The 23655-nt window shown below is 59.2% G+C and carries 22 protein-coding genes; 8 read left to right on the plus strand and 14 right to left on the minus strand.

All coding sequences use genetic code 11. The features are described from left to right. Positions 1–40: 40 nt before the first annotated feature. Entirely contained in the window at positions 41–2296 is a 2256-nt protein-coding gene (locus ACQAYK_RS09075; protein ID WP_255790289.1) for a PilZ domain-containing protein, read from the minus strand. On the opposite strand from ACQAYK_RS09075, the gene ACQAYK_RS09080 reads away from it, so the two are divergent. Further along, positions 2177–2482, plus strand: a complete 306-nt coding sequence (locus tag ACQAYK_RS09080; protein ID WP_226827132.1) for a hypothetical protein — start codon at positions 2177–2179, stop codon at positions 2480–2482. The two genes, ACQAYK_RS09075 and ACQAYK_RS09080, sit on opposite strands and share 120 nt — an antisense overlap. Before the next feature lie 316 nt (positions 2483–2798). Here the strand turns inward: ACQAYK_RS09080 and ACQAYK_RS09085 are convergent, their stop codons facing one another. From ACQAYK_RS09085 to ACQAYK_RS09105, 5 genes are all read right to left on the minus strand, one after another. Continuing rightward, the gene (locus ACQAYK_RS09085; RefSeq protein WP_215871318.1) at positions 2799–3455 is read right to left on the minus strand and encodes a peroxiredoxin; all 657 of its coding nucleotides are present in this window, start codon (positions 3453–3455) and stop codon (positions 2799–2801) included. 236 nt (positions 3456–3691) lie between these two features. Continuing rightward, positions 3692–4816 carry a 3-deoxy-7-phosphoheptulonate synthase gene (locus ACQAYK_RS09090; RefSeq protein WP_215871317.1) on the minus strand — a complete coding sequence of 375 codons (1125 nt, stop codon included), beginning with the start codon at positions 4814–4816 and terminating at the stop codon, positions 3692–3694. 24 nt (positions 4817–4840) lie between these two features. Continuing rightward, positions 4841–6229 (minus strand): class II fumarate hydratase, encoded by a 1389-nt coding sequence (fumC, locus tag ACQAYK_RS09095; RefSeq protein ID WP_215871316.1) that lies wholly within the window; start codon positions 6227–6229, stop codon positions 4841–4843. Beyond that, a complete protein-coding gene (locus ACQAYK_RS09100) occupies positions 6229–8013 on the minus strand; it encodes a M3 family oligoendopeptidase (RefSeq protein ID WP_215871315.1) in 1785 nt (594 codons plus the stop codon). Before ACQAYK_RS09100 ends, fumC begins: the two co-directional genes overlap by 1 nt. Then, on the minus strand, positions 8014–8472 hold the full coding sequence (locus ACQAYK_RS09105) for a DUF1841 family protein (RefSeq protein ID WP_226827100.1): 459 nt from the start codon (positions 8470–8472) through the stop codon (positions 8014–8016). Positions 8473–8650: 178 nt separating this feature from the next. Here ACQAYK_RS09105 and ACQAYK_RS09110 point away from each other — a divergent pair, with 178 nt between their 5' ends. Beyond that, positions 8651–10348: a hypothetical protein gene (locus ACQAYK_RS09110; protein ID WP_215871314.1), complete on the plus strand. Its 1698-nt coding sequence runs from the start codon at positions 8651–8653 to the stop codon at positions 10346–10348. Between the two features lie 99 nt (positions 10349–10447). On the opposite strand, the gene ACQAYK_RS09115 is transcribed toward ACQAYK_RS09110, so the two are convergent. The 7 genes from ACQAYK_RS09115 to ACQAYK_RS09145 all read right to left on the minus strand — a co-directional run bounded on the left by ACQAYK_RS09115 (position 10448) and on the right by ACQAYK_RS09145 (position 16479). Further along, positions 10448–10693, minus strand: coding sequence for a hypothetical protein (locus ACQAYK_RS09115; RefSeq protein ID WP_215871313.1), 246 nt, complete (start codon positions 10691–10693; stop codon positions 10448–10450). A gap of 472 nt (positions 10694–11165) precedes the next feature. Continuing rightward, positions 11166–11525: a hypothetical protein gene (locus ACQAYK_RS09120; protein WP_215871312.1), complete on the minus strand. Its 360-nt coding sequence runs from the start codon at positions 11523–11525 to the stop codon at positions 11166–11168. A 323-nt stretch (positions 11526–11848) separates the two neighbouring features. After that, positions 11849–12124 carry an oxidative damage protection protein gene (locus tag ACQAYK_RS09125; RefSeq protein WP_215871311.1) on the minus strand — a complete coding sequence of 92 codons (276 nt, stop codon included), beginning with the start codon at positions 12122–12124 and terminating at the stop codon, positions 11849–11851. 93 nt (positions 12125–12217) lie between these two features. Next, positions 12218–13258, minus strand: a complete 1041-nt coding sequence (gene mutY, locus ACQAYK_RS09130; protein ID WP_215871310.1) for an A/G-specific adenine glycosylase — start codon at positions 13256–13258, stop codon at positions 12218–12220. Continuing rightward, positions 13255–14505, minus strand: coding sequence for an AsmA family protein (locus ACQAYK_RS09135; protein ID WP_215871309.1), 1251 nt, complete (start codon positions 14503–14505; stop codon positions 13255–13257). The genes mutY and ACQAYK_RS09135 overlap by 4 nt, the downstream gene beginning before the upstream one ends. After that, positions 14495–16216 (minus strand): phosphoenolpyruvate--protein phosphotransferase, encoded by a 1722-nt coding sequence (gene ptsP, locus ACQAYK_RS09140; RefSeq protein WP_215871308.1) that lies wholly within the window; start codon positions 16214–16216, stop codon positions 14495–14497. Before ptsP ends, ACQAYK_RS09135 begins: the two co-directional genes overlap by 11 nt. After that, positions 16213–16479, minus strand: coding sequence for an HPr family phosphocarrier protein (locus tag ACQAYK_RS09145; protein ID WP_319643740.1), 267 nt, complete (start codon positions 16477–16479; stop codon positions 16213–16215). The genes ptsP and ACQAYK_RS09145 overlap by 4 nt, the downstream gene beginning before the upstream one ends. A gap of 126 nt (positions 16480–16605) precedes the next feature. Here ACQAYK_RS09145 and ACQAYK_RS09150 point away from each other — a divergent pair, with 126 nt between their 5' ends. The 3 genes from ACQAYK_RS09150 to recN are packed head-to-tail and all read left to right on the plus strand — an operon-like array spanning position 16606 to position 19618. Beyond that, positions 16606–17037, plus strand: coding sequence for a superinfection immunity protein (locus ACQAYK_RS09150; RefSeq protein ID WP_215871306.1), 432 nt, complete (start codon positions 16606–16608; stop codon positions 17035–17037). An 8-nt stretch (positions 17038–17045) separates the two neighbouring features. Next, complete coding sequence (locus ACQAYK_RS09155; RefSeq protein ID WP_215871305.1) at positions 17046–17921, plus strand: NAD(+)/NADH kinase; 876 nt, start codon at positions 17046–17048, stop codon at positions 17919–17921. Continuing rightward, positions 17921–19618 (plus strand): DNA repair protein RecN, encoded by a 1698-nt coding sequence (gene recN, locus ACQAYK_RS09160; protein ID WP_215871304.1) that lies wholly within the window; start codon positions 17921–17923, stop codon positions 19616–19618. Before ACQAYK_RS09155 ends, recN begins: the two co-directional genes overlap by 1 nt. Here the strand turns inward: recN and ACQAYK_RS09165 are convergent. Continuing rightward, positions 19586–20095 carry a hypothetical protein gene (locus tag ACQAYK_RS09165; protein ID WP_215871303.1) on the minus strand — a complete coding sequence of 170 codons (510 nt, stop codon included), beginning with the start codon at positions 20093–20095 and terminating at the stop codon, positions 19586–19588. The genes recN and ACQAYK_RS09165 overlap by 33 nt on opposite strands. A gap of 164 nt (positions 20096–20259) precedes the next feature. Between ACQAYK_RS09165 and ACQAYK_RS09170 the strand changes: the two genes are divergently transcribed. The 3 genes from ACQAYK_RS09170 to ACQAYK_RS09180 are packed head-to-tail and all read left to right on the plus strand — an operon-like array spanning position 20260 to position 23619. After that, positions 20260–21735 carry a sensor histidine kinase gene (locus ACQAYK_RS09170; protein ID WP_215871302.1) on the plus strand — a complete coding sequence of 492 codons (1476 nt, stop codon included), beginning with the start codon at positions 20260–20262 and terminating at the stop codon, positions 21733–21735. Beyond that, positions 21728–22234: a hypothetical protein gene (locus ACQAYK_RS09175; RefSeq protein ID WP_215871301.1), complete on the plus strand. Its 507-nt coding sequence runs from the start codon at positions 21728–21730 to the stop codon at positions 22232–22234. Before ACQAYK_RS09170 ends, ACQAYK_RS09175 begins: the two co-directional genes overlap by 8 nt. Next, positions 22231–23619: a sigma-54-dependent transcriptional regulator gene (locus ACQAYK_RS09180; protein ID WP_215871300.1), complete on the plus strand. Its 1389-nt coding sequence runs from the start codon at positions 22231–22233 to the stop codon at positions 23617–23619. The genes ACQAYK_RS09175 and ACQAYK_RS09180 overlap by 4 nt, the downstream gene beginning before the upstream one ends. The last annotated feature ends 36 nt before the right edge of the window (positions 23620–23655 follow it).

Below are 23655 nucleotides of genomic sequence, written 5' to 3' on the forward strand. Positions count from 1 at the left end.
AGCAAAAAATGCTACCCGACTTGCAGAACTGGCAGGCCGCTCAGGCTGCGAGAACCTCTTGCGCCTGATCCATGGCTTCCAGAGCGGCGCGATGATCGCCGACAGCGCTGTGCGTTTTCCCCAGAAAAAGGAGCGCAGAGCCGAGAAGATTGCGCATTTCGAGAGGAAACGCCTGACCCAGTCGATCTTCCAGAGAGCGCAGCATCGAGATGGCTAGTTGCGCACGATTCATCGCCTGCGGCGCGTCGCCCAGATTCAGCGCCGTCTCCCCATCCTGTAGGTGGAGCGCGGCAATCCGCTGCTGCATGGCCGGCTGCAGAGAGCTTCCCATCTCGTCACTCAATCGCTTGAAGATGTCCTGAGCCCGATCGAGGGCTTGGCGTGCCTGCGTCAAACGACCCAATTCCGCCAGTTGTTCGGCCGCCTGCAGATGACCACTGGCAAGTTGGCTCCACTGGCTGGCCGTGAATTGCTCACCCAACCTTTGCTGAATCGCCGACCAAATGGCAAGCCCCTCCTCGGTGAGGGTTTCGGCTTCCGCCTCGCGACCCAACTGAAACAACACGTGGGCCCTTTGCAATACCGCATTGGCATCGGTGGCCTCGGGTGACCAGCGTACTGCCTCGGGCAGCTTTTGAACTGCCGCACGACTGAGCTCTTGCGCAAGGTCGAGAGCACGCAGAGAATCTTCATATTGCCCTTCCAACTCATAGACTCTGCCCAAACAGAGCGCGAGCCGAGCGCGTAGATGTGAGACATCCGGGGTTTCCGACTGCTGGCCCAGACGTTCACGCAGATCATCGAGAATTTCTTGGGCACGCTGGTAATCCGCCACGGCCTCTGCTGTGCTCCAGCCATTTTGGGCGGTACCACGAATCATGTAGGCCTGCGCAAGCTCTCGGCCCAACTGGGGCCGCTGTGATTTGCCATCGCGCCACACGGGATCCAACAGAGTAATGGCCTGACCAGCGGCATTTGGCGCGGAAGCATCGCCCGTAGCATGGAGGGAGATGGCCCTACCCAACTGGCACCGCGCGCGCAGATCCAGAAGACGCGGCAAATTGCCGTCGCTGGACGGGAGTTGATCCAAAATCTGCAGGGCTTCCTGGAATTGCTCGATAGCCTGGGCATGACGATCCATTTCCGCAAGAACTGTCGCTTGACTACAACGCAATTCCGCCAGGTCCAGACGGGTACTCCAGCGCTGCTGATCGCTGCGCAGCGCGGCAATTTTCAGACTCCGGGGCTCGGCTTCGGATTTCGCAGGCAAACTTTCTTCAGTCATTGGGGTCTCCGGGGGTGAGGTTGTATCAATCGGGGCACGCCAGTCGGACGTTTCTTGGGTCAATGCAGTAGGTGTAGAGGCAAGCAGCAGATCCGCTTCTGAGGACTTGTCTTCCGGAGACCGGACCTCCTGGGGGGGAACGGGGTCAAGACTAGGAAGGACTTCAGTACTTACCACTGCCGATTCCATGTCGCTGACGCATCCCATTTCCACCGCTTCGGGTTCTTTTTCCGCCACTAGCTCTGAAACATACGGATCAGGCCGGTTACTTTCTAACGGCGCGGCTGGAACGTGTTCCTCTGCAACACCCTCCTCGACCGAGCCAGTTCGCGGAAAGTTGGGTTGATAAGGCAGAGCCAAACTCAGGATGGCGGTAACCGGTTGGAGTTTGGGCACTGGTGCAGCGGGGGAAGGCTCCGCAGGGGGGGACGGTTCCGCAGCATCGGATTTTTCCGTGGGATCCGACATTCTTGGTTCCTCTACAGTCGAAGGTGGGCTGCTGGCCAGTTCGGAAATCGTCTTGCCCGTACCGGAAAAAAATTCCGGATCGCCAGCTAGCGTCTGCAGCGTATTCAGCAATTGCTGACGTTGGGGACGCGTCAGCAAAAAATGAGCAGCAACAAAGAAATCAAAGTGTTGATTGAGTTGAATTTCTTTGCGCACTACCAACGCAGTGCTGGAAAACAGCGGATACATGGAAATCCGCAGTTCCAAGAGGACCATTTCGCCAATTGTCAGATCATTGTCGGCAAGCAGAAACCCCGCGCCACTAGTACTCAGGTCATGGAGCCGTGCCTGTAGAGGCTTCCCCGAACGGCGCAAGACGACAACTTCGCCATCGACCCGAACCCGATTGCGAGAGCGCTTTTTGCGCCAATTGACGAGCTTTGGTTGCTCGAAGAGAAGGCCTCTGGACTCCTGCTGAATTCCAGAAAATTCCGAAAAAAAACTAGAAAGAAATCCTTTGCTATCGATACATATCAGGCTCTGATCAAAGATTTTCTGAAGAATATTTTCCTGCGCCAGGAAGAGAAGTTTCTCCGAGTCGCAACCTGCAAAAAGAAAAAGACTGCCATCATCCCCTTCATCAGCAGAGAATATGATGCTGCTACTACCCTTATCAGCACAGAGGTCGCCTGGATTCCGGAAGCTACCTGCTGGGAAATCGTTAATGAGAAGCTGATGATAAATCCCTAGTTCGAGCCCCGATCGGGCCGGAAGGATGCTACGAAGGTCGAGGAAATCACGATGGCTCATGGTTGATTCAGGGCTTCCGGCATTCCCGCCACGGCCTTACCTTCTGTCAGATTGTTCGGGACTCATCTCCAAATTACTCTAGCATGCCGCCTGATGCGATGCCAGCAATGCGAATGCCCTGCTACCTGCTTGAAGCGGTAAACTCCTTCCGCTTTACCAGGCTGTCGGCGCAAAACGGCGGTTACTTTGAAAGACACACGCAAAAAAGCTCCCCGGCCGAACGACCGGGGAGCTGTTCAGAGGCCTTGGCCGCGCGTTATTTCTTCGGCGCCTTGGCAAAACGCAGGTAGGGGAGCTTGATATCGATTTCGCCAAACTTCTCCTTGGCCTGCTCGTTATTCAAAGACAGGGCGACGATAACGTCCTGGCCGGGCACCCAGTTGGCCGGAGTGGCCAGCGGAACGCCGTCAGTGGCTTGGATGGCGTCGAGGGCACGAAGGATTTCCGCAAAATTCCGGCCCACCGACATGGGGTAAGACATGGTCAGGCGCACCTTCTTGTCCGGACCGATGATGAACACCGTACGCACCGTGGCGGTATTCTTGGCGTCACGATTTTCGGGGAGATACGCCTCGGCGGGGAGCATGTCGTAGAGCTTGGAGACGTGCAGGGACGTATCATCAATGATCGGAAAATCCGCCGGAGCTCCCGCCGTTGCCTCAATGTCACGCTTCCACTTCTTGTGCTCCTCGACGGTATCCACCGACACCCCCATCACCTTGGTATTGCGCTTGGCAAATTCGGGCGCCAGCTGGGCGACGGCACCGAATTCGGTAGTGCAGACCGGCGTGAAGTCACGCGGGTGAGAAAACAGGATGGCATAGCTATCGCCAATCCACTTATGCAGATTCAACTCACCGGCAGTGGAGTCGACCGTAAAATCTGGAGCTACGTCGTTGATACGAATAGACATAAAGCACTCTCCTCAAGTTGTACCCAGGAAAACCGTTCCGTGCGTTTCCAGCACAGAGCAACGATAGCATATAAAATCCAGATTTGTAAACAGTCTAAATCATTCACCAGTAGAGCAATCTGTCAGCAGCGGATCCGGCAAACCGACAGGCGCAGAATCGCCTGATCTTCCTGCGGAACAGCAACCGAAGTTGCCGTGCCGCACGCTCCCAAAGAACTTCGCCATCTGCCACTTCTTTATCCATTGCTTTCCGGCTGCGCTCCGGCCAGCAGACGACGCTCCTCGTAGGCCTCCCGCGCCAGGCGGACGTCCTCTAAAAACCAGGGAAGTTCCTTCAGCAGCAACGCCTGCGGCCCGTCGACCAGGGCCGTGGCGGGATCGGGATGAAAGTCGACCAACACCATGTTGGCACCAGCAATCACGCCCTGCGCGGTGACATGGAACACCTCAGGTATGCCATCGGGGCCGGCATCGCGGCTGCCTACCGAGTGCGAAGGATCGATGCAGACAGGCATCCGCGTGAGACGCTTGACCACCGGTACTTGTGCAAAATCGACAAAGTTGCGGTGCGGATCTCCCAGGTTGGTCTTCATGCCACGCAAGCCAAAGACTACCTGGCTGTTTCCTTCCGAGGCCAAGTACTCTGCTGCATTCAGGGATTCTTCCAGGGTAATTCCGAAGCCTCGTTTGAGCAGGACGGGAAATTCCTGCTGCCTACCTACCGCCTTCAGCAGTTCGAAATTTTGCGTGTTGCGGGTGCCAATCTGCAGCATGACACCGGTCGGATTGCCCGTTTGCCGCAGCGCCTCACGGATCTCATCCATGTGCTGCTCGTGCAGGATCTCCATAGCGATCACCTTGATGCCATATTTTCCTGCCAGCTCAAAAACATAAGGCAAACAGTCCTTGCCATGCCCCTGAAAAGCGTAAGGACTGGTGCGCGGCTTGTAGGCCCCCATGCGCGTGCAGACCTGGCCATTTTCCTGCAGGGCGCGCAGCATCTGCTCGACGTGCTCGCGGGTATCGACGGCACAGAGGCCAGCAAAAACGTGCAGGGTATCCTGACTGAATTCCACCCCGTTGTAGGTAAAGCCGTTGGCACGGGCGTCATCCTGATGCCGCCCCAGCACCCGGTATTCACGCGACACGCGAATGGCCTTGGTCACGCCGGGCAGGGATTCCATCTGCTCCAAATCCAAGGCCTTGGTGTTGCCAATCAGATAGACTTCACTGAGCAGCTGTTCGGCACCCTGCACCCGATGCACGCGGTATTCGATACCATCTAGACCATCCAGATAGCGCAGCAGGGCCTGATATTCTGGTGCACTCTCCTGCAGATCCTCTCGAAGAATCAAAATCATCGTCTATCCTTTTCGTCGCCCACACTAGTTTCTGTCCGGCGCTAGCATCCGCTCCGGTCGTAAAATTTCATCCAATTGTGCCGCATCGATCCAGCCACTCGCCAGCGCCGCAGCGCGCAGTGTGCTGCCCTCCTGGTGGGCACGCTGGGCGATCTTGGCCGCGCGCTCGTAGCCCAGACTGGGTACCAAGGCCGTGACCAGCATCAGGGAGCTGTCGAGATGGACCTGCAGCCGGTCTGCGCGCGCCTGCAGACCCTGCACACAATGCAGCGTGAAAGAACGCATCGCATCTGCCAGCAGCGTGATGCTCTGTAACACATTGTAGCCTATGACGGGTTTATAGACATTGAGTTCAAAATTTCCTTGCGACGCAGCGAAAGCAACTGTCGCATCGTTGCCAAAGACCTGGGCACAGACCATGCTCAACGCCTCTGCCTGGGTAGGATTGACCTTGCCCGGCATGATCGAGGAACCCGGCTCGTTCTCGGGTAACGCCAATTCTCCCAGACCCGCCCGCGGCCCGGAACCCATCCAGCGGATGTCATTGGCGATCTTGAGCAGCGACATCGCCAGACTGCGCAACTGGCCACTGAGCTGGCAGAGCGCCTCCTGGCCGGCCAGAGCCGCAAAAGCGTTCTCTGCGGGGCGCAGCGGCAGGGACAGTCGCTCTGTGAGCATCCTGCATACCTGCAGCGCAAAGTCTGGATGGGTGTTGAGCCCGGTGCCCACCGCCGTCCCTCCCAAGGCCAGGGCATAGAGCCCGGGTAGCACGCTACGGATTCCCGCCTCACCCTGGCGAAGCTGATCGACATAACCGGAGAATTCCTGGCCCAATCGCATCGGCACCGCATCCATCAGATGCGTCCGGCCGATTTTCAGTATATCGGCGAAGTCCTGACTGCGCTGCTGCAACAGATCACGCAGGCATTGCAGGGCCGGAAGCAGTTGCGCATGAACGGCGCTGGCAACGCTGAGATGCAGGGCGCTGGGGAAGACATCGTTGGAGGATTGCCCAAGGTTCACGTGGTCATTGGGATGTACGGGATTTTTGCTGCCACGGGCAGCACCAAGGCATTCGTTGGCAAGATTGGCGATCACTTCATTGACGTTCATGTTGCTCTGGGTGCCACTGCCCGTTTGCCAGACCCGCAGCGGAAACTGGGCATCCCACTGGCCAGCTGCAACCTCATCGGCAGCTTGGGCGATAGGCTCGACAAGATTGGCCGCAAGCAGGCCGAGTTTGCCGTTTACCCGCGCCGCTGCCGCTTTGATCTGCGCCAGGGCATGGATGATGGGCAGCGGCATGCGCTCCTCGCCAATTGCAAAAAAGTGCAACGAGCGCTGGGTCTGCGCCCCCCAAAAGGCATCGTCCGCAACCTCCACCTCGCCCAGACTGTCGCGCTCGCGCCGCATCAGCGATTCTCCGCCAGGCGTTCGGCCTCGTTCACCATTCCTTCCAGATAGTCCAGGGCGCTGTCCCAGATCTGCGGGTCATCCAGCCGCACCCCAGAAGCGGCGACCACTTCCACCGGTGGTAGACTACCGCCCAGGGCTAACATTTTCCGGTAGCACGGCACAAAGTCTGTCCCCTCGGCGCGATAGCGCTGGATCAGCGCCAGGGTCAGCAGTTCGCCGAAGGCGTAGGCATAGACATAGCCTGGCGAGCCGATGAGGTGGGGGATGTAACTCCACCACCAGCGATACCCTTCGCTGAACTGGATGGCTCCGGCAAACTGCTCTTCCTGCGTCTGCATCCAGAATTCTGCCAGACGCTCCTTGCTGAGTTCTCCATCGCTGCGCCGGGCCGCGTGCATGAGGGCCTCGAAACGGTGCATGGCCATCTGCCGAAATACCGTCGCGAAGGTATCCTCGATCTTGCCACAGAGCAGGGCCAGCCGTTTGTCCGCATCGGGCTCGTTGCGCATCAAGCGTTCAAAGATCAGCATCTCGCTGAAGACCGACGCGGTTTCGGCGGTGGTCAGCGGTGTGTCGGCATTGAGAAAGCCCTGTTCGCGCGCCAGATACTGGTGTATGCCGTGCCCCAGTTCGTGCGCCACGGTCATGACGTCGCGCACCGTTCCAGTGTAGTTGACCAGGAGATACGGATGCACGTCGGGGGTTACGGGGTGGGCAAAGGCACCACCGCGCTTGCCGGCAGCCAGGGCGGCGTCTATCCATCCCTCAGCAAAGAAACGCTGGCCGATGGTGGCGAGCTCCGGGGAAAAGTCCTGAAAAGCGCCAAGGACGATAGACTGGCATTCCGCCCAGGAATAGGGCCGTGAAGAGCCAGGCAAGGGCGCGTAGCGGTCGTAGTCGTAGAGGGGGCTGATGCCCAGCAGCCGCGCCTTCAAGCGGTAGTAGCGGCCCACCAGGGGATAACGGGCAACGACTGCGCGTTCCAGGGCCTCGACCATCCTGTCGTCGATCTCGTTGGCGAGATTGCGGTCGGCCAGCCAGTGCGGATAACGGCGCAGGCGATCATCGAGGGCCTTGTCCGCCAGGACGGCGTTGAAGCAGAAGGTGAGCGTATGCAGACGCGTGCCCAGCCCCTGACTCAAGGCCTCAGCCGCATCCTTGCGCAAACTGCGGTCCGGGTGAGAGAGCTTGCTGAGCACCTCCTGCTCACTCAGCTCCTTACCGCGCAGGGAAAAACGCATTTCGGTGAGAGTTTCGTCAAAGAGCCGCTCCCACAAGCTGCGGCCGGTTACCGCCTTTTCTGCCAGGATCTGCTCTTCTGCCTCGTTGCGCAGATGGGCAGCATAGTTGCGCCAATTACGCAGGAGATGGGCCCAGTGTGCCAGTTCTGGAGCGCGCAGCAGCGCCTCAGCGCGCTCCGCGGCCAGACCATTCCAAGCGATATCAAAAAAGACCAGCTGATTGCCGATCTGCGTCGCTTGCTCTTGATAGTGCTGCAGCGATGCGCCGTAGAGGGGATCATCGGCATGGGTGACGTAACTGAGATAGCGGTACGCGCCAACCCGCGCCAGGCGGCTACGCAGCGCCTCCAGGTCCTGCATGGCCTGGGCCAGCTCGGCCGCGCTCAGGGTCGTAAAATCGACCCGATAGCGGCGCGCGAATTCACTGGCCGCAGCGGCTGCCCAGTCCATATCTTGCCGCAGCTGCGGATCTTCCCGCCCAGAATAGAGATCCTGTAAACGCCAATGGATCGATTCCGCTCCTGTCTTCGCTTCCGCCATCTACTTCTCTCCTTCCAATGTCTCGCGCTCCTCATCTGCCTGCAGACAAGGCAACAAGGCGCTCAGATCCGGTTCCCGGCCGGCGCGCTGCGCCTGCCAGAGCAATTCTCCGAGACAGTCCACCACCCGATGCTCGGCGACTGCCTCCCCATAACGCGTCCGCAGACGCCCATACGCCTGCACGATACCCGGCGGCTGGCCGGTCGCCAAGAGCTCCAGCAATGCCACGTGCAGCGACATGTGGGCAAAGGGATTGCTCTGGCCGAGCTCCGGCGGGAAATCTGCCTCCAGAGCCATTTCCGGATTTTCCAACAGGGCATGATACTCAGGGTGCGCGCGAATCACCTCTACCACCCGCTGTGCCATGGCATCCAGGGGTTGACCAGCGCGAAAGCGCTGCCAGTAGTCAATGAACAGCTGACGATAGGTTTCTCTCCTGCTTCCATAAAGCATATTCATTACCCAACTGCATCAGATTCTTCCATCATACGGTCCCGTAAAACTGGGGCAAGGACTATGCGAATTCCGGGTTATCAAGATCTGGTAACTGGAAAAATCGTAGTTCTTTGTGTTAAATAAGCGTGGCTCGGCCAATTGGGGCTTGGATCAGCATCATTCAGCGGGAGATGAATACGTCATGGCCAACGGAAATGCAGCAGCGGAAACAGTAGTAGCTCTCACCCCCAAACAGTGGGAAGGACTAGGCAAGGTCGGCGACGCCGCCCTGCAATTGCAGAATCTCCTGCAGATGTTCCGCGATGTCCTCAACGAGCTCCCGAATGCCATCGACACGGACAAACTCCTCGCAAAATACCAGCCGCAACTTGATGCCTTGCGCGAGGCCACCGAATCCCTGCAGGGGATGCTCACCGTCGACGGCGGGGTCGACCGCTTGAAGCAGCTCCTGAGCGAAGTCAAGGACGCGCAACTCGACAAGACCATTGGTGAATTGCTGAGTATTCTCAACAACCTGCAGAAATCCGGCTTTTTTTCCTCTCTGGCGACCCTCAGCGGCGAGCTCAAATGTCCGCTTATCGGCGAAAATCCCGAAGACATGGTCAACAAGTTGCGCAGCGCCATGAAAAACCTGCAGTACTACTGGACCAGCGCCAAACAAGGCATCGGCGTCATCGGCAACGTTGCTGGCGAGCTGCAACTTCCGGAACGTCTCGATGAACTGCAGGAAATGGCCGACCAGTGGCTGCAGATGGCCAAGCGGGCGCAGAAGCTGGTGCAGGGCGATGCACCGAGCGTGCAGGCGCGTCTGGAGGGACTTCTCGACATGGCGGAGATCCTTGGCGGCCAGATGAGCGTGGCCCTGGGGACCATCAAGGATACCGCCCCAGAGTTGCTCCATAACGCCGATCTGAACAGCACCATTGGCACTGTCGGAATTGCCGGCAAGCGTTGGCTGCAGGTGGCCATCCGCGTCAAGAATCTTGCTGCGGGCGACAATGGCGATCTGGTCAGTCGGGTAGAGATGCTCCTCGACCAGGTCGAGAAGGTTGCCGGCTTTGCTGGCAACGCCGGTTTCTTCCTGCAGGCCGGTAAGGATGGCCTGGCAGCGGTGCAGGGAATCGTTACGGATCTCGATCTCCCGGAAAAGCTCGACATTCTTGCGGAAGAGGCGGAAAAGTGGGGCAAGATCGCCCTTCGCGCCAAGCGGATCGCCATAGGTGACGCCAAGGCGGGAGACGTGGCGGATTCCATCAATAACTTGCTGGATCATGCCGAAACCATTTCCGAAACGATGCGCAATCTCGCCTGCAACCTCGAACGGCAAGGAATCCACCTGGGTGACATCCTGTCGCCGCGCGGCGATCTGAGCATCGCAGCGTGCACGGCTACTGATTTCCTCGGCGAAATGTGGCGCGACGGCACGATCAAGAACATCGGTGCCGACATCAGTCAGGGTGCCTTAGCCTGGATGGAAATCGCCCACATCGGCGGTACCATGCTCAAAGGCGATGCCGCAGATATCACCACCCGGGTGAAGGGACTGGTAAAAGAACTGCATGACGCCAAGCTGATGGACATGGTACCCGAGGCGCTCGCCCTGGTTGGCAAGCTGCAGAAGGCAGGACTACTGCACAAGGTCAACTTGGTTCTCGACAAGGCCTTGCCTCTGCTTCCCTCGGATGCAGCATTTGCCAGCGGCGTCGACAAGGCGGTCAAGGCGCTGGAGCAGACGCAGGTAGAGATGAAGGACGAAGCCAATAAGGGCGGCGGCATCTTCGGTCTGATGAAAATTGTCTTCGCGAAAGACACCCAGTTTGTGCTCAAATTTGCGGTGCGCTTCGCCAGCATTTTCCTCAAGGCGTGGAAGCAGGCCTGAGCAAGCAGCAGTAGGCGGCCGTAGTCTTCAGGTTCGGTCGCGCCCCACAGAAAAGGGCCGGGAGCATCAGCTCTCGGCCCTTTCTGTCTACCAGATGCCTTACTCGGCGGCAGGAGCCTCGGCGGCGGCAGGTGCTTCCGCCTTCTTCGGCTCAGCCTTCTTCATTTCATGATGCTTCTTGGCATGATGATGCTTCTTCCAGTGGTGCTCTGCCTTCTTCACCGGAGCCTTCTCGGCAATGGCCGGCTTCTCGGCGGCAGCGGCAGCAGGGGCTTCTTCCGCAGCGAAACTGGCGCTAGCGGTCAGAAAAGACAGGGCAGCCGTGAGAGCAACAATCTTCTTCATAAAACACTCCTTCCATAAGAATAGAATTCCGCTTGCGCGGGCTGATCCATTTCAGCGATTCTTCCTAAGCATATCTCATGCCAGATAACTTATACCTTTACATTCATAATGTTGTGATTTTTATTGCGATTCGCGTAGACAAAATCTGTCGGGAAGCAGCGAACGAGAAGCAACATAAGGCCAACACATCATGCCAATTTTTCTGCAATCCTGTAGAGCCAGCCAATCTATCTGCTTGATCGATTGGGGTCTCAACCAGATCTCAGACCAAAGCAGGGGCGTGCGGGAAGTTCCACCACCTGTCGCTTGCCCACGACGACAACACCAACCACTTTAGCATGCGCCATTTGCTGGCAATGAATTGCGGGAGTCCGACTGGATATTGACGCAAAGAAAAGCCGGGATCAGCAGTCCCGGCCAGAAGAAAACAACGATTGTCCCTGGGGTGATCAATCACCCCAGGTGTGGTCACTTAACGATTGGAGCCACCACGCCCCATACCTGCACCACCCATCATGCCGGAACCACCCTGCATGCCTCGACCCTGATGCATGCCAGTAGATGGAGCATTCTCCGGGATGCTCATTCCTTTCTCCTCGGCCCGCTTGCGCATGGTCTCATGATTCTCCGAACGGATCTGCTGGCGCTCCTGCTCCGTTTTGGCAGACTGCATCTTGTTGCGATGCTCTGCGCGCTCCTGCTGCGTCATAAGCTGGCTTCCCTGGGTAGTCGTTCCAGTCGATGCGGCGGCCACAGGGACTTCTTCTGCCGCAAAGCTGGTACCCGCCATCAAAACACCAAGGACGGCCGTAATGGCAACAATCTTCTTCATAACTCACTCCTTCCATTAGATTAAAATCCGCTTGCGCGGGCTGACGTAGTTTCAGCAACCAGACATATGCACACTATGTGCCAGATCCATTATTGATCGAAAAAACAACGTGGATCAGGATCTGCAGGATCTATCCTCAGCAGGAAAGTGTCGGGGAAAGAAAAAGCACGATCAGGAACAAGGCAGAGGAAGGCACGCAGACATTAGCCAATAATAAACTTTTTCATATTTTTATAGCTGATTATTCAGTCAACTGGCGACCGATAGTCGGAGAAGGGAAGCAGAAGCTGCCTCCCCTCTCGCCGTCGTGGAGAAACGACAGATTATGCGTGCTGCTGCGGCACGAATCCTTCTGGCGTCTGCGCCCCTTCGCCGAAGAAAAAGGCCTCCATCTGCTTTTCCAGGAAGGAGCGTGACTTGGGGTCGATCGGCGACAGACGATATTCGTTGATCAGCATCGTCTGATGCTTGAGCCAATCCTGCCATGCCTCTTTGGAGACCTCCTGATAGATCCGGGCACCGAGGGGACCAGGATAGGGCGGGCGATCCAGACCCTCGGCTTCCTTGCCCAACTTCACGCATTGCACCGTTCTCGCCATATTCACACCTCCGAAAAATTTGCCAACCCATAGTGATAGTTAGAACAGCCCGCAGGGTAGCGAGAGCCATAGGGGATGTCCAGAATCCCGACCTCAGGAGAACAAGCGCCGTAAAGGGCTGGGCAAAGCAAGCTGCGCGAGCTGCTCTGGAGCAAATGGGAACAATGCCCGTCGCCCTTCCCCCACGCCATAGACCGATATGTCAGCCTCTATCACCCGATATTCTAGATGAAAATGAGTAAACGTATGACGTTGCCACGAATGCCATTCCCCTAGCTGCGGCCGCAGGCCATATTCCTCTCGTGCCCAATTGCGCAGTGTTTCCGCCAGTTCCGGCACTTCGTTCGCGCCCGCCAGGGCATACCAGGGCAATGCCCACAACCCTCCCCAGATTCCCCGGTTTGGCCGCTTCTCCAGCAGGACACAGCCATCCTCCGTACGCAGCAGTAAAAAACAGGCGTAACGGACGGGTTTCTCTGGCTGCGGTATCTGGGTAGGTTCACACGGCCCCGCACAGGGACCCAACAAAGGGCACTCGTCACACCGAGCTTTGCGTGACAGACAAAGCAAGGCGCCAAGATCCTGGATTGCTTGGTTATAATCGTGTGCCATAGCTGGCGTTTCCTGCTCCGCAAGCTGCCAGAGCAGGCGCTCGTTCTGGGGACTCCGCATGCTACCCGTGAGCCCGTGATAGCGGAAGAGTACCCGTCGCGCATTGGCATCGAGGATGGCCTGCCTTTGCCCATAAGCACTGGCAAGCACGGCGGCGGCAGTACTGCGGCCAACGCCGGGGAGCTCAAGCGCCTGAACGAGATCCGTCGGGAACTCTCCCTGAAATCTATCGACCACCATGCGTGCTGCGGCGTGGGCGTTGCGCGCCCGGGCGTAGTAGCCCAGCCCGCTCCAGAGCGCCAGCACTTCATCGAGGGAGGCGTCGGCCAGAGCTTGCCAACTGGGAAAGCGCGCCAGAAAACGGCGAAAATAGGGCTTCACCGTCTCCACCCGGGTCTGCTGCAGCATGATCTCGGCGAGATACAAAAGATAGGGATCGCGACTCTGCCGCCAAGGCAAATCATGGCGACCAGACTGCTGATACCAAGGCAAGAGACGACTGGCGATGCTCGGCGGCGTCATTTTGATTTTGCCCGGAGGCGAATCTGGAGATCCCGTGCCTGCCATTGTCCCCAGCGCAGCTGCCCGATCTGCAGCTCGCCCCGTACGGGAGGCCAGGACTTTGGCAAGGTCGGGAGAACCGTTGGGGATGGCGCACTGGACGATGATGTCGTGGGCAGCCAAGGATCGAGATCCAGCTGGGGAATGACGGCAGTAATCTGCCACGGGGCTTGCGTGCTTTCTCGTTGCAGGGAGCCATGGAACTGGGTCTTGCCCAAAATCCCACGCAGGGGGTCCAGCCGGATTGGGCCATCCTGCGTCCAAGAGAGATCCCCCGACAAGGCCGCTGGCCGCAGCGCCCGCTCCTCCTGCACCTTGGGCACTGACAATCCCAGCAGATGCAGCCAGTCCGGCAGATTCTCCGATTGTAGTTGGAACTGGCTGCTCAGAGTGAGGGCCCGCTGCCAGTGTAGCAGCAGATTTCCCTCCCCGCTCAGCTGTGGCTGTGCGGCAATCCTCCAAGTCCGAATCGCTAGACCCTGTGCATTTGCGGTATAGCGCAGGCCTTGCCAATGGAGCTCGCCATGCATCGGCTTCCAGACCAAGCGTAGCGTGCCCTGGTCGATTACCAGCACACCGGAAGACGACAAAGAAAGATCCTTCGCCTGCAGCTGTAGCCGGTTTCCCTGCCCTTGCGCTAGCAGAGAGATTGCCCCAGCTTGCTGCGGCTGCGGGGCTAGATATCTCGCTTGCACGGCCAGCAAACGTCCAGCGTAGGAAAGCTTCCCGCTCATCGTAGCTCCTTGGTCGGCCCGGTAGTGGGCTTGCAGTCTAGAGACCCGCAAGCTGTGTCCGCCCAGCGGCCAGTCCACGGAACTGTCCTGCAAGGTCATTACCCGCGGCAGAGCCATTCCCTGACTGCTGTGGGAGCCACTACCTGGCCAGGGCCCATGCAAATTCAGTCCCTTAATATGCAAATCCATATCCAGCCAGCGCCCAGCGCGCAGAGCCTTCCAGCGCCAACTTGCCTGCATCTGCCGTAGCACGAGCAAGTGCCTGCCAACCTGCAGACCCTGAAGTACAATGCCAACATGCTGGGCGTTGAAGCTAATCTGCGGATTTTTTGCCAAGGTCACTGGCTGCTGCAGCTCCAGGCTCAACACACGCGCGAAGAACCAGGCTGGCAGTCCAGCAAGAATGCACAGATAGAGGAGCAGAGCCACACCGAGCAGGCTGAGAGCCAGCCAGCGCAGGTATCTACGTTTCAATGTCGTCGACGTGGGCGAAGAGTTCGGAGGTGCCGGCCAAGGCGGCGAGGGCCATAACCTTTGCATCTTCCACAGAGGTCGCACGGATTGCCGCCTTTACCTCGGGAATGGCACCGGGGAACATGCTGAAGTGGCGCAGACCCAAGCCAACCAGTAGTGCTGTCCACTGCGGATTGGACGCCATTTCTCCGCACATGGCCACAGGAATCCCAGCGGCATCGCCCGCGGCAATGGTGTGCTGAATCATCGACAACACCCCCACATGCAGGGGGTCGAAGAGTGCGTTGACATCATCATCACTACGGTCTACCGCCAGGGCGTACTGCGTGAGGTCGTTGGTGCCGATAGAGAAAAAATCGGCCACGCCAGCGAAAGCGTGGGCGGCCATCGCCACCGCCGGAACCTCGACCATGATGCCAATGGGCAGATGCTCCGCCACCTTTTGCCCCTCGGCACGCAGCTCGCTGCGCAGTTGTTCGATCAATTGCCGGGTCTGCTGTACTTCATAGACCGTACTCACCATCGGTAACATCAGACGAATGGGCGCCAGGGCGGAGGCGCGTAAGATCGCCCGCAAATGACGGCGAAACCATTCCGGCCGCCGCAGACAGAGGCGCAAGCCACGCAATCCTAACGCGGGATTCAGACCGCTGGGATACAATTGCAGGTCACTGTCGGCAAGGAGCTTATCGGCCCCTACGTCCACCGAACGAATCGTAATCTCCGCACCCGGAAGAGCGCGCAGCACCTGCGCGAAGGCCGCATACTGCTCTTCCTCGCTGGGGCTGTCCGCCCGGTTCATGAAGAGAAATTCGCTGCGAAACAGACCGATTCCTTCGGCATTGCTGCGCTGCACCCACTCGATATCCTCGGGCAGTTCGATGTTGGCGAAGAGACGAATGGCAGTGCCATCGATGGTCAGCGCGGGCAGATGCCGTTCTTCTTCCAAGAGTTGGCGCCGCCGCTCGCGCCGCGCCTGCATCTCGCGATACTCGGCGAGAAGCTCTGGACCGGGATTGACCAGTACCGTGCCCTGTTCGCCATCCACGACCAGCTGATCGCCACTGCGCAGCAGCCGCGTGGCGTGGTGGGTACCCACTACCGCCGGCAGCCCCAGGCTACGCGCCAGGATGGCCGAATGGGAAGTTGCCGCGCCAAAGTCGGTCACCCAACCCAGCACCGAGCCATTTTTGAGCAGGACGGTGTCGGCAGGGCTCAGTTCCGAGGCGACGATGATGCGCTCTGCGGCTGTCTTCAGGCTGGGCACTTGGGCACCGAGCAAGTGCCGCAGCACGCGGTCGGTCACCTGCAGGATGTCCTCCCGTTTGGCGCGCAGATAGGGGTCCTGCATGCGCTCGAAGACTTCGACCAGGCGCTCGCGTTCGTGGTGCAGGGCCCAGGCGGCATTGCGGTGCTGTTCGCGGATCAGGGCAATGGGGCGATCCCGCAGCGCAGGATCGTCGAGCATGAGCAAATGGGCATCGATGAACAGGCGGGTATCCTGGGGGGCGTCCTTGGGAATGGCCTCGCGCACGCGCAAGAGCTCATCGCGAGCCAAGGCCAGGGCGGCGCGCAAACGCTGTTCTTCGCTTTCAAGCTCGTCCCGGGCAACGCTGTAATCCGGAATCTCCATGCTGGCAGGTTCCAGGACGACGGCCGTGCCAATAGCAATGCCGGCCGCCGCGCCAATTCCTGCCAGTTCAAAGGTCACTCACCTTCTCCAAAATAATCTGCAGCCAGGGCGCGCAGCGCGGCGCTGCACTCTTCCTCCTGCTCGCCTTCGGTCTCCAGGGTAAGCACCGTACCCTGGGAAGCGGCCAGGGTCATCAGCCCCATGATGCTTTTACCGTTCACCCGCTGCCCGTCGCGCTCGAGCCAGACCTGACAAGGAAAGCGCGCCGCGATACTGACGAATTTGGCCGAGGCCCGGGCATGCAAGCCCAGACGATTGATGATGGGAAATTCCACTCGCATTGACCGCATTCCTTTTCCTCCAGGCAAGTGGAGAGGATAGCGCCAGCCGCGCGATGGGCCAAGTCGCTGGATCTCGCTGCTTGTGAAATAATCCAGCCTGCATCTTGCAGGACGGGGGTCGAGGTCTTGGACAATACGGCAATGCTGATGGATTACTCCTCTTTTGGGCCGGTGATGGTCGCGGTCATGATTTTCGCGTTCGCTCTCGCCGTCGTCGTCTATTTCATCCCGAGTATTGTCGCCTACGCGCGGCGCACTCAGAATTTTCTGGCTATTTTCCTGCTCAACTTGTTCCTTGGCTGGAGTCTCCTGGGTTGGATAGGATCCTTGATATGGGCCCTGCTCGACGAAAAGAAAGGCTACGCCTATGTGCAGATTCCGGTTGCCGCACCTAGCAACAACGCCTCGATCAGCCCGCAGCCAAGAGCCATCATGACGGCGCCGCCAACGCCGAGCAGCACTGCCGTCTTTTGTCCGCATTGTGGTCATGCCGTCGGACCGGAAGATCTCTTCTGTGCCCACTGCGGTCACGCCCTGCGTCAGCCACCAGAGAAATAGAGCGCTATATGTCAGTCTTCTCGCAGATCTTTGTGCTGGGTAAATACCGCGACAGCGGGGCCCTCCCTGCTCTCCTCCAGCTCACTTCGGCTCTCCAGGCCTGGGGCTGCGATCTGCGCATCGATGCCCGCTATCGGGACCAGTTTCCCGGCCTGCTGCCTTTTTCCTCCCTGCACGAGGCGGAGCCCGGCGATCTGGTCGTCGCGCTGGGAGGCGATGGCACCCTCCTCGGCAGCGCCCGCGAGCTGGCCGGTCGCAATGTTCCCGTCTTGGGCATCAATACCGGGCGCCTGGGATTTCTTGCCGACATTTCCCTTGCCGACATCGATGAGACCCTACCGCCGATCCTCGCCGGTAACTATGTCGAGGATCGGCGCAGCGTTCTGCACGCCGAGCTCTGGCGCGAAGGGACCCCGATCTCTTCCGGGCTTGCCCTGAACGAGGTCTTTGTCCACAAAGGCTGCGGCGAAAGCATGATCGAGCTTGGTGTACAATTGGACAGTCGGCAGCTCTATACCGAACGCGCCGATGGCCTGATTCTCTCCACCCCCACCGGCTCCACTGCCTATGCCCTTTCGGCTGGTGGCCCCATTCTCACCCCGGAGCTGCGCGCCCTACTACTCGTGCCGATCTGCCCACACACCCTGAGTACCCGTCCCATCGTTTTGCCCGATCATTTGCCCCTGCGCTTCAAACTGACGGCAGCGCGCTTCCCGGCCGCCCTCAGCCTCGACAGCCACAGTTCTTTTCCCATGGTCATCGGTGACGAAGTCCATGTGCGTCGCGCCGACTGCGAGGCCCTGTTCATTCATCCACAGGAGCAGGACTTTTTTGCTATCCTGCGCCGCAAGCTTCATTGGGCCGAACCCCCTGGCGAGGACTGATGCTACTTGATCTACAGATCCGCGATTTTGCCCTGATTCGCAACCTCGACATCGAATTTCAGCGGGGCCTGACGGTACTGACCGGCGAGACGGGTGCCGGAAAATCGATCCTGATCGACGCCATCGCCCTGCTACTGGGCGACAAGGGCAGCCCGCAAATGGTGCGGCACGGCGCCGAGCAAGCAGAAATCATCGGCAGTTTTTCCGCCAATCTCGCCAGCGCGGCCTGGCTGGACGAGCAAGAACTTGCAGCAGAAGATGATACCCTCATCCTCCGGCGGGTCCTGCCCGTTCAGGGGCGCAGCCGCCTGTTTCTCAATGGCCGCGCGATCAGCAGCCAACAAGCCCGTGATCTCGGGGCGTTTCTGCTTGATATCCTGGGGCAGCATGCGCATCTCCAGCTGCTCAAACCCGAGCGTCAACTGACCTTGCTCGATCGCTTTGCCAATGGTGACGCCTTGCGTGCCGCGGTTGCCGTGTCCTGGCAGCAGTGGCGCGCGGCGCAACGGGAATGGGACCGGCTCACCCAGAATCAGGCGCAGGATGCCGCCCAGCGCGAGTGGCGACAGTTCTTGTCCCAGGAGCTACAGCAGGCGCGGCTCCGGCCTGGCGAATGGGAAGAGCTGCAGGAGGAAGAGCAACGCCTCATGGCGGTCGAGCAGATTCGTGCCGGCGTCGATCTCGCGCTGCGTGCTCTGGACGAAGACGACGGTGCCCTGTTGCGTCTGGCAGAAGCGCAGCGCGGGCTGAATCAGTCTGCACAAAAGGATCCACGCCTGGAAGATTCGCTACAGCTGCTCGACGCGGCGACGATTCAGGCGAGCGAAGTCGTTGAAGGACTGCGCGGCTATCTGCATCACCTGGAGGCGGAACCCGAGCGACTGGATGAGATTGCGCGCCGCCTGCAGGAGCTGCAGGATCTGCAGCGCAAGCATCGCTGCGATATGACGGGTCTTTTTGCCCTACGGGAACAATTGGCGGCGGAGTTTGCCGCCGAGGACAGCGGCAAAGACCCGCTTGCCCACGCGGCAGAGATCCTGGAGAAATCTCGCCGAAGCTACCTGCAGCAGGCGGAAGCCCTCAGTGCCAACCGGCAGGAGGCAGCACCCCGGCTTGCCTTGGCCTTGCAAGAGCAAGTCCGCTCTCTGGGTATGCAACATGCCGTGGTCGAACTTCGCCTGGACACCCAAACAGCGGAAAAGTCCTGGACAAACGCCGGCATGGATCGGGTGGAATTCTGGATATCCGTAAACCCTGGTCACCCGGCTCAGCCGCTCGCCCAGGTCGCCTCTGGAGGCGAGCTGGCCCGCATCAGTCTTGCCCTGCAGGTGCTACTCAAGCTCGAAGAGGTGGAGACCCTGATCTTTGATGAAGTCGACGTGGGCGTTGGTGGGGCAGTCGCTGAGCGCATCGGCAGGTTATTGCGCCAATTGGGTGCAACCCATCAGGTCCTCTGCGTCACCCACCTGCCCCAGGTAGCGGCGCACGGGCACCAGCACCTCCATGTGGAAAAGTCCGTTGCCGACGGGCAGACCGAAAGTCGTTTGCGTCTGCTGCAAAGCGCCGAGCGGGGCGACGAAATCGCCCGCATGTTGGGCGGTAGCGAGATCGATGCCAGCCTGCAGAACGCAGCGCAGAAGCTCCTGCAGGATGCCGCGCGCAGCTCAGGCAGCCCGCAAGGCACGCAGCGCGGCTAGATCAACCACCTTCTCTGCCGTTGCTGGAAACGCCCACAGGCGACGCCGCAGTGCGCCTTGTCGCGTAAGGATCTTGCGTCCCAGATCATCTCCGCACCAGCGTCCTCGCGCATCGCGTACGGCTCCCAAAAACAACCAGTCAGCCAGCGCAAAGGCCCAATGCTCATTACCCATGGGCAAAATATTGAGCAGATGACCGGAGAAGCGCCACGGCGTCAGCGCCGTAAGGTCATACCCCGGATCCAAACTTTCTGCATCGGGCAGCAGGCACTGCAGACGCTCCCGCGCCGCACTCAGGGCGGCGTCCGGCCGCGTTTGCAACAGCCACACACGGCGCGGCTCCGGCAGATATTCCAGGATCCGATCGAGATCCTCTTCTAGAGTGTCGCTCTGAAAGTCAAGCAGCAATAGGTCTTCTTCGCTAACGACGGCGTAACGGTTGGCAAAACCGGTTTTCTCCAAACAGAAAAGGTGCATGGCAGATCTCCTGGGGCGAATTAGAATATGTAGTTATACTTATGCAATGCCCATGCCAATATCATGAAAAAGGAAAATCAACAGATTGGCGATGTGCTGAGGACGCCTGCCGTAGTCGAAAGACTACAGTGGCAAAAAGCCCGCGAATGGGTAGACTGGCAAACATGCAAAAATTACGAGCCTCCAGGATTGCCGGTCCGTCTCATCTGCGTTTGTCGTCCACCGACACCGGGTCTGGCCCGCCGCGCGCGTCCCTGCTGCGACGGGTGCTGGGCTTTGCCCTGGCTACCGTCATCGCCGTGACTGCCATCAGCGCCCTCGCCCTGCGCGCCGTGCAGACCCTCCAGGATAGCAGCGACACCCTGCTTCGGGTTGCCATTCCGCTACAGCGTGACGCATTGCGTATCAGCGCCCTGCAGGAACAGGCAGAATTCTACGAACGCTTGGCAGCGGTTTTACCGCAGCAAGGCTACCGCGAGACCAGCGCCAAACTGCTGCAACAGGAGCAGGAACAGCTGGCAGAGCTGTTGCCAAAATTGGCAGCCTACCCGCAAATCGCAGCAGATTTGCATGGCTTGCAAACGCAATTACAGGCATTCAGCCAGGCTGATGCCAATCAGCTATATGCCGCGCAGGTACTGCTCGATGCGCGGATGAAAAAACTGAGTAGCGACCTGCAAGAACTTTTTCAGCAGGAAGCGGATCGGGCAGCCAAAGCTCGTCAACATGCGACCTGGCTCATTCTGGCGTTGGTCCTTCTGAGTGCATTGCTGGCCATTTTGGTGAGCTGGCGGGTACAGGTCAGTCTCTCCCGTCCATTACACGGGATTCTGGCCGCCCTGGAAGACATGGCGGCGGGCAGAAGCGCGTTGGTAGCCGAGGCTGGCCCACCGGAATTGCGCGCCGTCGCGAAGAGCATTTCCCTGATGCAGGAGCGTCTGGCAGAAGAAGAAAAATTGCGCCATCTCTTTCTCAGCCAGATTTCTCACGAGCTAAAGACCCCTCTGGCATCGGCTCGCTCGGGAGCAGAGCTGCTCTTGAGCGAACGTTTTGGTGCACTGGATGCACGGCAACGGGAAATTCTTGAGATCATCAACCGGCAGGTGCACGAGCTCTTCCTCGCCATTCAGGAAATGCTGGATTTACATGCCCTGCGCGCCCGCAGTCTCGATTACCATCTGGAGCCTGTCGAACCGGCCTCGTTGCTGCGGGAACTGGAACTGCGTTTTCGTAGCCTGCTTGAACAAAAGGGGCAAAAGCTGCAATGCGGGGTCCAGACATCCAGAAGGGTGCGCGCTGACCCACAGCGTCTGCTACAGATTCTGAGCAATCTGGTGACCAACGCCCACAAATATGCCCCAGCAGAGAGTCGTATCGAGATTGCGGTTGCGGAAGGCCCGCAGGGCGTAGACTTTCGCGTACGCGATTACGGCAAGGGAATCCCCGAAGCATTGCTGGAGAAGGTATTCGAGGAATTTTTTCAGGTACGGGAAAAAGGGGTATTGAGCAAAGGGACGGGTCTGGGTCTGGCTATCACCCGAGAGCTGGTCGAGGCGCAGGGGGGCAGGATATCCTTACGCAACGCGCGTCCCGGACTCCTCGCGGAATTCTGGTTGCCTTATGGAGATGCCCATGCCTAAGTCCCGTCTAGTCCTGTTGTCTCTGGGTCTGCCTCTCCTGTTGAGCGCCTGTGCCGAGCGTCTGCCGCCACCGGCCTTCCCGAGCCCTTCCCCGACGAGCAACAGCGAACGCGGTCTCCTCAGCGCCCTCGCTCATTGTGGTGCCGCCGATTCCCTCGCTTGTGCCCAGATTCACTTGGCGTTGGCGCAGCATTACCTGCGCCAGCAACCACTCAGCCGCACGAGCGTAGCGGCGGCCCATTCGGAGCTGCATATGGCCGCACAAAATCCGGAGTTGGAACAGCAGGTCGACGGTTGGCGTAAATTGACTGCCTCCTGGTTGCAGCTTGCCGCGCGCCCGGAAAGCTCGGGCAAATGCGCGGCCGGGGACAGCTCTACGCTAAGCGCCCAAATTGCGCGACTGAGCGCCGAAAACGCTGCGCAAAAGGCCAAACTCGCCCAACTCAACTCGTTGTTACAGGCAGAGGCCCAGAAGAGTCTGGAGAAGAGAGCAAAATGAGGAATGAGCCCGAACCAGCAACCATTTACGTAGTCGATGACGATCCCGATTTCCTGCGCGTTCTGGGTTTGTGGCTGGAAAGTGAGGGACATCAGGTCGTCACTTTTGACCATCCGGCGGATCTGCAGAAGCAACTGGATAAAAGGCTGCCAGATTTATTGATCAGCGACCTGCGCATGCCGGAAATCGACGGCATGGAACTCCTCGAGTGGGTGCAGGAACGCGAGCCGGACCTGCCCGTCCTCCTTCTCACCGCCCATGGCAGCATTCCCAATGCCGTCGCTGCCATGCGCGGCAATGCCTTTGCCTATCTGGCCAAACCGTTTCGCTACGAAGAATTGCAAGAACAGATGCAGGCAGCCCTGGAGCAATGGCAAGGCAAACAGGAAAGCCGTCGTTTGCGTGCTGCCATCCGCCAGCAGGCCAACCAGTCCCTGCTGTACCGCAGTCGGGCCATGCAGGAGCTGATGGACGACGTGACCCGGGTCGCCGGCACCCAGGCGAGCGTGTTTTTGTCGGGCGAAAGCGGCGCCGGCAAGGAACGGGTTGCCCGCGCCATCCATAGCGCCAGCCCGCGGCAGACTGGGCCATTTTTGGCGATCAACTGCGGTGCCATTCCGGCCGATGTCGCCGAGAGCGAGCTGTTTGGCCATGTAAAGGGCTCCTTTACCGGGGCCACGGCTGACCATCCCGGTCTGATTCGCAGCGCACATGGCGGCACCCTCTTCCTCGATGAGGTGGCCGATCTTCCTCTTCCCCTGCAGGTCAAGCTGCTGCGGGTATTGCAGGAGGGTCGGGTGCGGCCCGTCGGTGGACGCGAGGAGTTCCCGGTAGATATCCGCGTCATCAGTGCCACGCACCAGGATATTCACGCACTTCTGAGTGCCGGTCGCTTTCGTGAGGACCTCTATTATCGACTGCATGTAATTCCCCTGCGGGTTCCGAGCCTTGCCGAGCGCCCCGAGGACATCCTGCTGCTGGCGCAGCACTTTCTCGACCGCGAAGCCTCTCGTCTGCAGCGGGAAATACAGGGTTTTGCTTCCGAGGCGGTCGATAAACTTCTACAACGGGCCTGGCCGGGCAATGTGCGCGAACTGGAAAATGTCGTGACTCAAGCCGTCGCCTTGAGCAACGAGAACTGGATTCCGGCCAGCGCCATATCCGACTCAGGACGGGGGACGAGTACCCCCGCATTTGCCCAGTTGCAGGAAGCCAAGGCAGAGTTCGAGCGCGACTATCTGCAACGGCTGCTGCGCAGTACGGATGGCAACATCTCGCGCGCCGCCCGCATTGCCGGGCGGCATCGCACGGATCTGTACAAATTGATGCGCAAACATCAGTTGCGGACAGAAGACTTCAAAGACGATGGGGAAACGGAGTCCTGACCCAGGTCGCGCAGATGATCTTCCCCTGCAGTAGCG

The sequence above is a fragment of the Acidithiobacillus sp. AC3 genome (assembly GCF_050261095.1).
Lineage (GTDB): Bacteria > Pseudomonadota > Gammaproteobacteria > Acidithiobacillales > Acidithiobacillaceae > Igneacidithiobacillus > Igneacidithiobacillus copahuensis.

Bases quoted from the DNA above. Each gene is read 5' to 3' on its own strand.
- ACQAYK_RS09085 (WP_215871318.1), bottom strand. From the start codon at position 3,455: ATGTCTATTCGTATCAACGACGTAGCTCCAGATTTTACGGTCGACTCC.
- ACQAYK_RS09090 (WP_215871317.1), bottom strand. From the start codon at position 4,816: ATGATTTTGATTCTTCGAGAGGATCTGCAGGAGAGTGCACCAGAATAT.
- fumC (WP_215871316.1), bottom strand. From the start codon at position 6,229: ATGCGGCGCGAGCGCGACAGTCTGGGCGAGGTGGAGGTTGCGGACGAT.
- ACQAYK_RS09100 (WP_215871315.1), bottom strand. From the start codon at position 8,013: ATGGCGGAAGCGAAGACAGGAGCGGAATCGATCCATTGGCGTTTACAG.
- ACQAYK_RS09105 (WP_226827100.1), bottom strand. From the start codon at position 8,472: ATGAATATGCTTTATGGAAGCAGGAGAGAAACCTATCGTCAGCTGTTC.
- ACQAYK_RS09110 (WP_215871314.1), top strand. From the start codon at position 8,651: ATGGCCAACGGAAATGCAGCAGCGGAAACAGTAGTAGCTCTCACCCCC.
- ACQAYK_RS09115 (WP_215871313.1), bottom strand. From the start codon at position 10,693: ATGAAGAAGATTGTTGCTCTCACGGCTGCCCTGTCTTTTCTGACCGCT.
- ACQAYK_RS09120 (WP_215871312.1), bottom strand. From the start codon at position 11,525: ATGAAGAAGATTGTTGCCATTACGGCCGTCCTTGGTGTTTTGATGGCG.
- ACQAYK_RS09125 (WP_215871311.1), bottom strand. From the start codon at position 12,124: ATGGCGAGAACGGTGCAATGCGTGAAGTTGGGCAAGGAAGCCGAGGGT.
- mutY (WP_215871310.1), bottom strand. From the start codon at position 13,258: ATGACGCCGCCGAGCATCGCCAGTCGTCTCTTGCCTTGGTATCAGCAG.
- ACQAYK_RS09145 (WP_319643740.1), bottom strand. From the start codon at position 16,479: ATGCGAGTGGAATTTCCCATCATCAATCGTCTGGGCTTGCATGCCCGG.
- ACQAYK_RS09155 (WP_215871305.1), top strand. From the start codon at position 17,046: ATGTCAGTCTTCTCGCAGATCTTTGTGCTGGGTAAATACCGCGACAGC.
- recN (WP_215871304.1), top strand. From the start codon at position 17,921: ATGCTACTTGATCTACAGATCCGCGATTTTGCCCTGATTCGCAACCTC.
- ACQAYK_RS09165 (WP_215871303.1), bottom strand. From the start codon at position 20,095: ATGCACCTTTTCTGTTTGGAGAAAACCGGTTTTGCCAACCGTTACGCC.
- ACQAYK_RS09170 (WP_215871302.1), top strand. From the start codon at position 20,260: ATGCAAAAATTACGAGCCTCCAGGATTGCCGGTCCGTCTCATCTGCGT.
- ACQAYK_RS09175 (WP_215871301.1), top strand. From the start codon at position 21,728: ATGCCTAAGTCCCGTCTAGTCCTGTTGTCTCTGGGTCTGCCTCTCCTG.
- ACQAYK_RS09180 (WP_215871300.1), top strand. From the start codon at position 22,231: ATGAGGAATGAGCCCGAACCAGCAACCATTTACGTAGTCGATGACGAT.